Source organism: Cupriavidus sp. C1SS-2L (assembly GCF_057073735.1).
In genome coordinates this window covers 406,673-419,186 of the sequence record NZ_CP172709.1, presented here as the reverse complement: position 1 = coordinate 419,186, position 12,514 = coordinate 406,673, and the positions used below count along the sequence as shown (strand labels likewise).

Genomic DNA, 12,514 nt, shown 5'->3' with positions numbered 1-12,514 from the left:
TCCGGTATTCGTTTGTCAGATATCAGCTCTCGTATTTCATGATTTTACGATAGCCGCGGTGCTTTCTACACTGCCCCGATAAGCCCGATATATCCCCCGATATCCCCCGGAGAGAGACACCATGAATGCCCCGCTACCCAACGCGTTGCGCGAGGCGCTGGCCAATGCCAGCCTGGACGACAAGTACACCCTGGACAAGGGCCGCGTCTATATGAGCGGCACGCAGGCGCTGGTGCGCCTGCCCATGCTGCAGAAGGCGCGCGACCGTGCCGCTGGCCTCAATACGGCGGGTTTCATCTCCGGCTACCGGGGCTCGCCGCTGGGCGGTGTCGACCAGGCGCTGTGGAAGGCGAAACAGCACCTGGCCGCGAGCGATGTGGTGTTCCAACCGGGCGTCAACGAGGACCTGGCCGCTACGGCGGTCTGGGGCAGCCAGCAGGTCAACCTGTTCCCGAACGGCACGCGCGACGGCGTCTTCGCGATGTGGTATGGCAAGGGTCCGGGCGTGGACCGTTCCATGGACGTGCTCAAACACGCCAACTCGGCCGGCTCGTCGCGTCACGGCGGGGTGCTGCTGCTAGCCGGCGATGACCATGCGGCCAAGTCGTCCACGGTGGCGCACCAGTCGGAGCACGTGCTGCTGTCCGCCGGCATTCCGGTGCTTTATCCGTCCAACGTGCAGGAATACCTCGACTACGGGCTCCATGGCTGGGCCATGAGCCGCTACTCGGGCCTGTGGGTATCGATGAAGTGCGTGACGGACGTGGTGGAGTCGACGGCTTCGGTTGATATCGATCCGGACCGCGTGCAGGTCGTGCTTCCCGAAGATTTCGCCATGCCTGAGGGCGGCCTGAATATCCGCTGGCCGGATACCCCATTGCAGCAGGAGGCCCGCCTGCTCGACCACAAGTGGTACGCGGCACTCGCCTATGTGCGCGCCAACAAGCTCAACCGCGTCGTGCTCGATTCGCCCAATGCGCGCTTCGGCATCATGACCGCCGGCAAGGCCTACCTGGACGTGCGCCAGGCGCTGGCCGACCTGGGGCTCGACGACGATACGTGCCAGCGCATCGGCATCCGCGTCTACAAGGTCGGCTGCGTATGGCCGCTCGAAGCGCACGGCGCGCGCGAATTCGCGACCGGTCTCGAAGAGATCCTGGTCGTCGAAGAGAAGCGCCAGATCCTCGAATACGCGCTCAAGGAAGAGCTGTACAACTGGCGCGAGGACGTGCGGCCAAAGGTCTACGGCAAGTTCGACCAGCGTGGCAATGACGGCGGCGAATGGTCGGTGCCGCGTGGCAACTGGCTGCTGCCCGCGCACTACGAACTGTCGCCGGCGCTGATTGCCAAGGCTATCGCACGGCGTCTGGAACACTTCGACCTGCCCGAAGAGGTCCGCGCACGTATTGCCGCGCGGGTCGCGCTGATCGAAGCGAAGGAGCGCGAGGCGGCGCAGCCGCGTATCGCGGTGGAGCGCAAGCCGTGGTTCTGCTCTGGCTGCCCGCACAACACGTCGACGCGCGTGCCCGAAGGCTCGCGTGCGCTGGCCGGCATCGGCTGCCACTACATGACGCTGTGGATGGACCGCAATACCGACACCTTCAGCCAGATGGGCGGAGAAGGCGTGGCCTGGACCGGCCAGATGCATTTCACGAACGACAAGCACGTGTTCGCGAACCTCGGCGACGGGACCTATTTCCACTCGGGGCTGCTGGCGATCCGTGCGTCGATCGCGGCCAACGCGAACATTACGTACAAGATCCTGTTCAACGACGCTGTCGCGATGACCGGCGGGCAACCGATCGACGGCGTGCTGACGGTGCCGCAGATCGCCCATCAGGTTCTTGCCGAAGGCGCGAAAAAGCTCGTCGTGGTGACTGACGAGCCCGAGAAGTACGGCGATGGCGGCATGCTGCCGTCCGGCGTAACGGTGTTCCACCGCGACCAGCTCGACCAGGTGCAGACCGACCTGCGCGATACCGCGGGTGTGACCATCCTGATCTACGACCAGACTTGCGCCACGGAAAAGCGCCGCCGCCGCAAGCGCGGCACCTATCCGGATCCGGCGCGCCGCGCGTTCATCAACGATGCGGTCTGCGAAGGCTGCGGCGACTGCTCGGCCAAGTCCAACTGCCTGTCGGTGGAGCCGCTCGAAACCGAGCTCGGCACCAAGCGCAAGATCAACCAGTCGTCGTGCAACAAGGACTTCTCCTGCGTCAACGGCTTCTGCCCGAGCTTCGTCACGGCTGAAGGCGCGCAGGTGCGCAAGCCGGCGGCTGCCGGCGGCAAGGGCGTGGGTGCGGATTTCGACGCGCTGCCGCTGCCTTTGCTGCCGGCGCTCGAGCGTCCCTATGGCGTGCTCGTGACCGGTGTGGGCGGCACCGGCGTGGTGACGATCGGCGGCCTGCTGGGCATGGCCGCACATCTGGAGCGCAAGGGCGTAACGGTGCTGGATATGGCGGGCCTGGCGCAGAAAGGCGGCGCGGTGATCAGCCACGTGCAGATTGCGCCGAGCCCGGCCGAACTGCACGCCACGCGCATTGCCACCGGTGATGCGCGGCTGGTGATCGGCGGCGACGCAATCGTCTCCGCCTCGGCGGAGGTGCTATCGAAGGTCCGCCACGGCGTGACCGCCGCTGTCGTCAATAGCGCCAACACGCCGACCGCCGACTTCATCAAGAACCCGAAGTGGAAGTTCCCGGGCGCCAGCGCGGAACAGGACCTGCGCGCGAGCGCCGGCGATGCCTGTGCCTTTGTCGATGCGAGCGCATGGGCGGTCACGCTGCTGGCCGACGCCATCTACTCGAACCCGCTGCTGTTGGGCTTTGCCTGGCAGAAGGGCTGGATTCCGCTGCTGCGCGACAGCCTGGTGCGCGCGATCGAACTCAACGGCGTTTCGGTCGGGAAGAACCGCCTGGCGTTCGAGTGGGGCCGCTATCTCGCGCATCATGGCGAGGCTGCAGTGCAGGCGCTGCTGCCGTCTCCGCGGCGCGAGCAGGTCGTGGCCATGCCGCAGACGGTGGACAACCTGATCCGCAAGCGCGAAGCCATGCTGACGGACTACCAGAATGCCGCCTATGCGGGCCGCTATCGCGACGCGGTCGAGCGTGTCCGCGCCGCCGAGCAGAAGCTCGGCGCGGGCCGCAAGCTGGCGCTGACCGAAGCCGTTGCGCGCAACCTTGCCAAGCTGATGGCCTACAAGGATGAGTACGAAGTCGCGCGTCTTTACACCGATCCCGCGTTCCTCGACAAGCTGCGTACGCAGTTCGAAGGCGAACCGGGCCGCGACTACCAGCTCAACTTCTGGCTGGCGCCGCCGATGCTTGCGAAGACCGACGACAAGGGCCGCCTGCTCAAGCGCCGCTTCGGCCCGCGCACCATGACGGCATTCCGGCTGCTGGCCCGAATGAAGGGGTTGCGTGGCACCGCGCTCGACGTGTTTGGCAAGACCGCAGAGCGCCGCGCCGAACGGCAACTGATCGCCGAGTACCTGGCCATGGTAGATGAGTTCGCGCAATCGCTAAGCGTTGAGCGGCTCGATAGCGCTATCGCGCTGGCGACGTTGCCGGACGACATCCGGGGCTTCGGCCATGTGAAGGAGGCCAGTTTGCATGCGGCACAGGCACGGCGCGACACACTGCTTGCGCAGTATCGCGAAGGCGCGCATCAGGCGGCTGCGTAAGCGAAACCTACTGTTTAATGGAAAGCCCGCGCTTGGTCATGGCGCGGGTTTTTTCATTTGAGACACCTGCAATGGCAGGCCACGAACACGCGGCCTGCGCCATACCGTCACTGTGCCTTGGCTGTACCACCGCGGATCTGCGACTCCAGCGCATACACCACAAGCATCCCGCCCAGGATCGACACGTTCTTCAGGAAGTGGTTGAGCTGGTTCTGGAACGTCGCGGCGTCCGCGCTCCAGAAGCCGTGGAAAACCAGGCTCACCGGTACCAGGAACACTGCCAGGCCCAGCGCGCCCCAGCGTGCGTTCCAGCCGGTAATGAGCGTCAGGCCGCCGGCGATCTCGATCACGATCGTCAATACGAGCAGGACGCTCGCCAACGGTAGTCCGGCACTCGCCATCCACGCGGCAGTGCCCGCAAATCCGCCGATCTTGAGGACTCCGGAAATCAGGAAGAGCACGCCCAGCAGGGCGCGGCCGGCGGGGTACAGGCGGGAAAGGCTGGGGGTCATGACAAGCTCCAAAGTTGAGATTAACCGGGTGAGCGTGAAATTCGTTGAATGAAACGTCTCCCTGCATGACGGAAGAATAGACGCGTAATTGGCCAGATTCCGGATGCGATACTAAACAAGTTAATCAAAAAAATTCAATGCTCGTCCGAGCTGATCCTAAAAGGGCAGCGAACGCGATTTCCATGACGTCGTGAACTAGAATCCAAACGGGCCCGCGCCGGCATTCCTTGTGTTGGTGCTGGCGTCGGCCGCGAACAGCGTGCGTGCGGCGGAACCTCTTCTGATCGGATGCCAAATGGAAGACGACTCGATCACTCCACTGAGCGCGCTGCCGCCGCCGGCCGGTATCGAGGCCGCGCACGCGTCGGACGCCGCTTCTTCGGCGTGGCCCAACGGCAATGCATGGTTCGTCAACCGGGAACTGAGTCAGCTTGAATTCAACCGGCGCGTGCTGATGCAGGCCGCCGACGCGGGTACGCCCTTGCTGGAACGGCTGAAGTTCCTGTGCATCTTCAGCAGCAACCTGGACGAGTTCTACGAGATCCGGGTTGCGGGGCTGAAGGAGCAGTGCCTGGTGCAGTCGCCGGTCACCGGTCCCGATGGCCTGTCCCCGCAGACGCTCTACGACCTCGTGAACGCGAGGGTCCGCGAGTTGGTCGCGCTGCAGTACCAGATGTTCAACGATGTCCTGATTCCCGCGCTGGCCGCCGAAGACGTGTGTTTTCTGCGGCGGCCATCGTGGAACCCGGCACAGGCGGAATGGATCCGTGAGTATTTCTTCAATGAACTGATGCCCGTGCTCACGCCGATCGGCCTAGATCCCGCGCACCCGTTCCCGCGCGTACTGAACAAGAGCCTGAATTTCGCGGTGGAGCTGGAAGGCAAGGATGCATTTGGGCGCCGCTCCGGCAACGCCATCGTCCAGGCGCCGCGTGCATTGCCGCGCGTCATTGCCTTGCCGCCGGACGTGGCCGGGTGCCGGCATGGTTTCGTCTTCCTGTCTTCCATCCTGCATGCACATGTCGGCGAGCTGTTCAGCGGCATGACGGTGCGCGGCTGCTACCAGTTCCGAGTGACGCGCAACAGCGAACTGTTCGTCGACGATGAAGAAATCAAGAACCTGCGTGAAGCATTGCAGGGTGAATTGCCACAGCGGCATTTCGGCGATGCGTTGCGGCTTGAAGTGGCAGACAACTGCCCGCCGGCCGTGACCTTGTTCCTGCAGCAGCAGTTCGGCCTGTCGGCAACGGAGGTGTTTTCGGTTAACGGGCCGGTCAACCTGGTGCGCTTGCTGAAAGTGCCCGACCAGGTCGACCGGCCCGATCTCAAATACCCGCCTTTCCGGCCGGGCCTGCCCAAGGCGCTGCAGCAGCAGAGCGACATGTTCCGAGCGATCCGCGACGGGGACGTGCTGCTGCACCACCCGTTCCAGTCGTTCTCGCCGGTGGTCGATTTTGTCCGGCAGGCTGCGCAGGACCCGGATGTCGTGGCCATCCGCCAGACCGTTTATCGGGCCGGCCACGACTCGGTGCTGCTGTCGGCGCTGACTGAGGCCGCGCGCAAGGGCAAGGAGGTCACGGCGGTCGTGGAACTGCTCGCGCGCTTTGACGAGGAAGCCAATATCGGCTGGGCCGCGCAGCTGGAAGAGGCGGGCGCGCATGTTGTCTATGGCGTGGTTGGCTACAAGGCGCACGCCAAAATGGTGCTTGTGGTCCGGCGCGAAGGTGGACGCCTGCGGCACTATGCGCACCTGGGTACTGGCAACTATCACAGCATGACGACGCGCTTCTATACGGACTTTGGCCTGATGACCTGCAATCCTGAAATCACCCAGGACATCGCCAATGTCTTCGCCCAGCTGACCGGACTCGGGCAGACCAGCAAGATGGCGCATGTCTGGCAGTCGCCATTCACGCTGCACAAGTCGCTGATGCATGCGATCCGCGGCGAAGCCGAGCATGCGAAGGCAGGGCGCAAGGGCTGGATCATTGCCAAGATGAATGCGTTGCTGGAGCCGGGACTGATTCAGGCCCTTTATGACGCCTCGCGTGACGGCGTGCGCATCGACCTGATCGTGCGCGGTGCCTGTGCCTTGCGGCCCGGTGTCCCGGGTTTGTCCGAGAACATCAGCGTGCGCTCGGTCATCGGCCGCTTCCTGGAGCATTCGCGCATCTTTTACTTCTACAACGACAAGGCCGAAGACGTCATGCTGTCCAGCGCGGACTGGATGGGCCGCAACCTGTTCCGGCGGATTGAAATCTGTTTCCCGGTGCTCGATGCGCGCCTGAAAAAGCGCGTGATCGGCGAAGGCCTGAAGCCGTACCTGCATGACAAGCGCGATGCCTGGGAAATGGAACCCGCCGGCGGCTACCGGCGCAAGCGCTCGCGCCAGGGGGAATCGGCACAGAGCGTGCTGCTGGCCACCCTGACCTGAACCGAAGGCGCGACGTGCGGAGCCATACCGAGCGGCCCTCGCGCCGGGGCGTACACTCGAAAGGGGCGATCTCCTCTCTGGGTTATTCGTAAATCACTTTTATGCAAAGGTTCCCTCCGGTCGTATGGCGGCCGAAGGATGCATCACAGCAGGCAGTGGAGCCCCATGGCCGCACCGGGTCATGCTTCCTTCAAGGATGGCAGCCCATCATCGGAAACAGCACAGCAAACGGAGCCGGGTCACTCATGTCGAAGACGATCAAGAAGCAGTACCTGAAGGCGCTCAACCAGCAGCTGAAGAAGGAGTTGGCCGGAACCAGCGACGCCGCCTTTGTGTTCTATCCTCCCGGCGCCAAGCCGAAACATGCGACAGGCGTGGCGGCCAGCGGCCAGACCGACGCGCAGGTGCTTGCAATCATGGACGCGGTGCAGGCTCGCGTATTCGCCAGCTTCGAGAGTTCGGCAAAGGCCGGATAGCGCAGGCGCATTTTGGGGTCGGAATGGCTGTCGGCACCTGCCCTCGGTTCCTTCCGGCCTAATGCATCCCTTTGCCATCCTCTTGCTGTGCCGCGCCTGTCGGCGCAGCGCGCAGCACGAACGCCGGCGGTGCAAGGCCGCGGCGATACCCTGCACGGAACGCTGACACACCGCAAGGCGTCCCCAGCCTGCAGTCCTAGAATGGCTCTCGGCTTTTCCTCGAACACGGTGTGACACCACGTCGCCGGTCAGCTTCGACACCCGCTTCGCGCTTCGCGCGCCGGCATGGTTCAACGCCAAAGCATCATGAGCGGTCCTGTTCCCCACTTCATCATTCGCACGCCGTTGAAGCTGCAGGCGAACCCGTTCGTCGGGACTGCATCAGGATTGTCTGAAGAATCGAATTCCTTCTATAGCCGTGCACGATGTGCCGAGCCTAGACTTTTCCACGCTGTCGCCAATACCCGCGGACGACAGCAATAAATGCTTTCGCGCAGACGCGAACAAACAATGCGGCGAACGCGGATCGCCATGGAGACAGAAGGGGAGCACCTTGGGGCTGCATATCGGTCGTGCGCTGTTCGCAGGAGGGTTGTTCCTGTTCCTGCTCGACGAAGCGGCGCAGGTCATGACGGAGCGGGGCGGCATGCTTCGTGCCGTATGGCCGCTGCTGCTGCCGTTCATGTTCGCCAGCGGTGTGCTGGCCATCGGCTACCTGCGCATGCGCCGGCTGATCACGCAGCGTACCAAAGCCGAGGCCAAGCTTGGCCATGAACTCGCACTCAGGAAGGCGCTGCTGGCCTGCCTGCCGGAACCCGTGGCAGCGAAAGACCCGGATCTCCGCTACATCGAACTGAATCCCGCATTCGAGCACTTTTTTGGCATCGCCAAGGCGGATGCCATGGGCAGGCACGCGCTGGAAGTCGAATCCTTGCGGGAGCGGATGACGGGCGACCTGCTGGGCCTGCAGGACGAAGCCATCCGCACCATGGAACCGCGCCAGGCGCGGCTGCAGATGAGGAACGCATCGGGCCAGTCGCGCCGGGTGAACTTCTGGGCGTTGCCGTTCCGCAATCCCGATGGCATGCCCGGCGGCATCGTGACCGTGCATTTCGACGTGACGGATATCGATGAATCGCGCGAGCGCGCGCAGGCGTTCGAGCGCCGGCTCAAGGACGTGGTCGACAGCCTGCCTGTCACCGTATTCCAGAGCCGTCTGCCGCAGGATGCATCGGACCGCGGCTGGGAGGTCACGTATGCCGCCGGCGATGGTGTCGGGCGCGGCATCGATACGGTTGCCGCACTCGGTGCCGCGCCGTCCGACAGCACGGCCTTCTGTCCGCAGGATCGCCCGCGCCTGCGCACGGCAATCCTCGAGAGCGCGCGTACATGCCAGCCGCTGGATGTCGAAGGGCGCCTGAATCGCGGGCCGGCACCGGGATGGATCCGCGTCCGCGCCATGCCGAGACGGGACGGCAACTGCACGGTGTGGAACGGCGTGGTTATCGATGTCACCGACGTGCACCGGCAAGCCGAGGCGCTGCATGAGGCGAAGGACGCGGCCGAGGCAGACCTGCGAGCCAAAGAAGGCTTTCTAGCCATGATGAGCCATGAAATCCGCACGCCGATGAATGGCATCCTCGGGCTTGTCGAACTATTGCGGAACACTGCACTGACGCCGGCGCAGCATCGCATGCTGACGCTCGCGCATGAGTCCGGCCATGCGCTTGCGCAGATCCTGGACGACATCCTCGACTACGCGAGGATCGAAGCCGGCCGCCTTGCGATCGTGCCGGCGCCGGTGGACCTGCGCGAGCTGCTGGACAGCGTCTCGTCGCTGTTGCTGCCACAGGCGCAGCAGAAGGGCCTGCAGTTGCGCGTACACGTCAGCGCCGATGTTCCCGCGACCGTGCGCGCCGATGGCATCCGGATGCGGCAGATCCTGTTCAACCTGCTTGGCAATGCCATCAAGTTTACCGATCGCGGCAGCGTCACGCTTCACGCTTCGGCCGAAACGTCTGACGGCGAAACAGCCGCGCTGCTGCTGGAAGTGCAGGACACGGGCATCGGTATCGCCAGCGCGGACATGCCCCGGCTCTTTACGCCGTTCATGCAGGGCGAACGCAGCGTGACACGCCGCATGGGCGGCACGGGGCTCGGACTTGCCATCTCGCGAAGCCTGGCGGCGATGATGGGCGGAAGCCTCGTGCTGACCAGCGAGGAAGGCACTGGCACCACGGCGTCCTTGCGTGTGCCGTGTCCGGTCATGCCTGAGGAATCCGGACCGCCCATGCCGATGGGGCAGAGCGAGGCGATAAGCGTGGGTGAAACAGAGATGTCAGAGATGCCGGCCTGCTGGCGCATCCTGGTGGCCGAGGACCATTACATCAGCCAGGAAGTCATCCGCCAGCAGTTGGTGGTGCTGGGCCACTCGCCCACGGTGGTTGACAACGGCGAGGCAGCGCTTGACGCGTTGTGTGCCGGCACGTTCGACCTGCTGCTGACGGACTTCCACCTGCCGCGCATGGATGGCTTCGCGCTGACGCAAGCCCTGCGCAACAGCCGGGACGCCACGTTGCGGGCGCTACCTGTGGTGGGGATCACGGCGACCACCGTGCGGGAGCAACACCAGCGCGGCTTCGAGGCTGGCATGAACGCATGCGTACTGAAGCCGATCACGCTCGCGTCGCTGCGGCAAGGACTTGCGAGCGCAATGCACGCGGAATTCAGCGCTAACGTACCGGTCGGGAGTCGCCGGCCACAGTGGGAGGCAACGGATGCGCCGCGCTTCGACGCAACACGCGTAAGGCGCGATGACCTGCTGGCTGTGCTTGTCCCGGGCTCGGGCGAAGCCGGCCTGCAAGCGTGCATCACTGCGCTGCAGGCAGACCGCAAGGCCCTGCTAGATGGCCTTGCCACGGGCGCGACGCCGGTGCTGCGCGCATGGTGCCACCGCATGCGGGGCGCGCTCTCCGTCTTTGGTCAGCCTCACCTCGACGACATCATCGACAGCCTTCAGCGGGCCGTGGAACGCGGTAACGGCGACAGGATCCGCAATGCCAGCCGCCCCGTCCTGGACGCGATTGCCCACCTGACGCAGGCGCTGGCGCAGGACACACGCGATGCCGAAGCGCGCGCGCAGCCGCCAGTGAACTGCCGGAATTGCATGCTGTCGCGTGCCGAATGCGCGATGGGCGATTCCCATGGCGGCCTTGAATCTGGAGAGGGGAGAAGCAATGGCAATCAGGGTAATAGTCGCGGATGACCATCCGCTGATCATCTTTGGCGTACGGCAGGCGCTTGCTTCGGCGCCGGGCATTCGCGTGGTAGCGGACGCCCCGGACCCCGGCGCACTGACCGAACTGCTGCGCAACGTGCCATGCGATGTGCTGGTAACGGACTTTTCCATGCCCTGCGGCGCAACGCCAGATGGCCTGGCGATGCTGACGAGCCTGCGGCAGCGGTTTCCCCATGTCAGGGTGGTTGTCCTGACCATGCTCGAGAATGCCGGGCTCATGGTCAGCATGCAGGATGTCGGCGTGCTCGGCATCGTGAACAAGCGCGACGACCTGTCGGAATTGCCGGCGGTGATTGCGGCAGCATTCCGGCGCAGAAGGTTGCTGAGCACGTCCGTGCACGAGGACCTGAGGCAATGGGAACACCAGATGTCGCAGCGGCATGCCGCCCGCCAGCTGAGCCCGCGTGAAACCGAGGTCGTGCGCATGTACGTCAATGGCATGTCGACGTCGGAGATGGCGCGGCACCTGCATCGCAGCATCAACACGATCAGCACCCAGAAGACCAATGCCATGCGCAAGCTCGGGGTGTCGAACGATGCCGAGCTGTTCGATTATGCACAGAAGCACGGCTTGAAGTCATGATCGCTCCCTGACTGTCATTCCCGCACAGGCGGGAACGACGGTGGCAAGTGAACGGCTTTGCGCCTACCAGTGGAAGCCGGCCCCGACGGTTGCGCCGACGTTCCTGCGCGTATTGCTTGTCACGCCACCCTTGAAGACCCACCTGCCGGAATCCGAGAGCTTCGATACGCCCAGCGCCAGCGCCGACTGTCCGCTGTAAGTGCTGCCCGCCAGCGCAACCATGCCTTTGCCCGGCAGCACCGACTGCGGCAGGCCCGCCAGGGCCATGGCTGACGCCGTACCCGCATTGGCATCGCGCTGCGCGCCGTCGATCCGGTTGCTCAGGTTGCTGATTGCCTGGGTGTTGCCACCAATCTGCTGGTTCAGGTTGGCAATGTCCTGCGTGTTCTCGTTCACCGCCTGGTTGGTCGCGTACAGCTGCGAACCGTTGATGGCATCGGTGCTGTCGGCGCTGATGCGGCCGGCGGCCACATTCTGGATCTGGCGCGGTGCGGCCGCGGAACCGACGCTCACGACATCGCCGGCTGCCGGGGAGCCACCGGCGAAGGTGTAGGCGACGCCGTTCATCGTCATGCCCGGCACCGGCGTAGCGGCTGACACGGTCGACCCGTTGCCCAGTACGACAACGCCGTTCAGGCCGGCCGGTGCGGTCACGTTGTTACCCATCACGAATGCGTTGTCGGCGCCGACGTTGTTGTCATTGCCGAGTGCGTAGCTGCCAGAGCCGGTGACGGTGTTCGGATCGCCGATCGCGCCAGACCGTGCGCCTGTCACGGTGCTGCCTGTGCCAATGCTGATGGAGCGATTGCCAAGTGCCGAGGCGTTCTTGCCCAGCGCGATGGCGTCGGCACTGCTCGTGCGCGCGCCGTAGCCGATGGCCACCGACGACGTCCCGCCTGCACTGGCCAAAGCCCCGAGCGCGACGCCATTGTCATCGGTTTGCGTGGCCCCCAGGCCGATGGCAATGCCACCCGAGCCTGCGGCCGAGGCAAAACCCCCCGCAAACGAGCCATAGCCGGAGGCATTGGCATATACCCCCACGGCATTGGAATACGCGCCGGACGCGGTCGACATGCCGCCCAACGCCACGGACGCATCGGCCGAAGCATACGAGCGCGCGCCAAAAGCCAGGCTCCATTTGCCTGAGGCCATGGAATCATTGCCGACCGCCGTCGCAACCGTACCAGCCGATGCATTGGGACCGAATGCTACCGCACCGTTGCCGGTCGCGTAGGTATGGTCGCCGAACAAGGTCACGCCCGCGTACTCGTTAGCGTTGGCATAGTTGCCGACGATCGTCGAGCCCACGCTAGGTATTGCGTTGCCGGCGGGATCCTTATCGGGAACGATCCAGAAGTAGGTTGGCGTGGTGTCACCTTTGGCGTTGTCGCCAATGACCAAGTCGGAGGAGCTGCCGCTTGCGCCATCGCCAATAGGCGTGAAGGCGAAGGCGGTTCGCATTGCCAATCCAGCAGTGACAGCAAGCGTTGCGCAGGCAATTAACCGGCAGGTGGACCTGATGCTGCGGT

At 64.4% G+C, this 12,514-nt stretch carries 7 protein-coding genes; 5 read left to right on the top strand and 2 right to left on the bottom strand.

Annotation, left to right across the window (positions count from 1 at the left end; genetic code table 11):
• Nucleotides 1–121: 121 nt before the first annotated feature.
• Entirely contained in the window at nt 122–3,682 is a 3,561-nt protein-coding gene (locus tag ACIGJG_RS19600) for an indolepyruvate ferredoxin oxidoreductase family protein (protein ID WP_011301945.1), read from the top strand.
• Between the two features lie 107 nt (nt 3,683–3,789).
• Here the strand turns inward: ACIGJG_RS19600 and ACIGJG_RS19595 are convergent, their stop codons facing one another.
• Complete coding sequence (locus ACIGJG_RS19595; protein WP_011301946.1) at nt 3,790–4,194, bottom strand: DoxX family protein; 405 nt, start codon at nt 4,192–4,194, stop codon at nt 3,790–3,792.
• Nucleotides 4,195–4,489: 295 nt separating this feature from the next.
• Here ACIGJG_RS19595 and ppk1 point away from each other — a divergent pair, with 295 nt between their 5' ends.
• From ppk1 to ACIGJG_RS19575, 4 genes are all read left to right on the top strand, one after another.
• On the top strand, nt 4,490–6,628 hold the full coding sequence (gene ppk1, locus ACIGJG_RS19590; RefSeq protein WP_011301947.1) for a polyphosphate kinase 1: 2,139 nt from the start codon (nt 4,490–4,492) through the stop codon (nt 6,626–6,628).
• 245 nt (nt 6,629–6,873) lie between these two features.
• Complete coding sequence (locus ACIGJG_RS19585; protein ID WP_011301948.1) at nt 6,874–7,104, top strand: hypothetical protein; 231 nt, start codon at nt 6,874–6,876, stop codon at nt 7,102–7,104.
• A gap of 553 nt (nt 7,105–7,657) precedes the next feature.
• Nucleotides 7,658–10,369 carry an ATP-binding protein gene (locus tag ACIGJG_RS19580; RefSeq protein ID WP_483673770.1) on the top strand — a complete coding sequence of 904 codons (2,712 nt, stop codon included), beginning with the start codon at nt 7,658–7,660 and terminating at the stop codon, nt 10,367–10,369.
• Nucleotides 10,341–10,985, top strand: a complete 645-nt coding sequence (locus ACIGJG_RS19575; protein ID WP_011301950.1) for a response regulator — start codon at nt 10,341–10,343, stop codon at nt 10,983–10,985. The genes ACIGJG_RS19580 and ACIGJG_RS19575 overlap by 29 nt, the downstream gene beginning before the upstream one ends.
• 63 nt (nt 10,986–11,048) lie before the next feature.
• Here the strand turns inward: ACIGJG_RS19575 and ACIGJG_RS19570 are convergent, their stop codons facing one another.
• Nucleotides 11,049–12,446 (bottom strand): YadA family autotransporter adhesin, encoded by a 1,398-nt coding sequence (locus ACIGJG_RS19570; protein ID WP_041680370.1) that lies wholly within the window; start codon nt 12,444–12,446, stop codon nt 11,049–11,051.
• Nucleotides 12,447–12,514 lie beyond the last annotated feature (68 nt).

Coding starts and splice junctions, on each gene's coding strand:
- ACIGJG_RS19600 (WP_011301945.1), top strand. CDS start 122: ATGAATGCCCCGCTACCCAACGCGTTGCGCGAGGCGCTGGCCAATGCC.
- ACIGJG_RS19595 (WP_011301946.1), bottom strand. CDS start 4,194: ATGACCCCCAGCCTTTCCCGCCTGTACCCCGCCGGCCGCGCCCTGCTG.
- ppk1 (WP_011301947.1), top strand. CDS start 4,490: ATGGAAGACGACTCGATCACTCCACTGAGCGCGCTGCCGCCGCCGGCC.
- ACIGJG_RS19585 (WP_011301948.1), top strand. CDS start 6,874: ATGTCGAAGACGATCAAGAAGCAGTACCTGAAGGCGCTCAACCAGCAG.
- ACIGJG_RS19575 (WP_011301950.1), top strand. CDS start 10,341: ATGGCAATCAGGGTAATAGTCGCGGATGACCATCCGCTGATCATCTTT.
- ACIGJG_RS19570 (WP_041680370.1), bottom strand. CDS start 12,446: ATGCGAACCGCCTTCGCCTTCACGCCTATTGGCGATGGCGCAAGCGGC.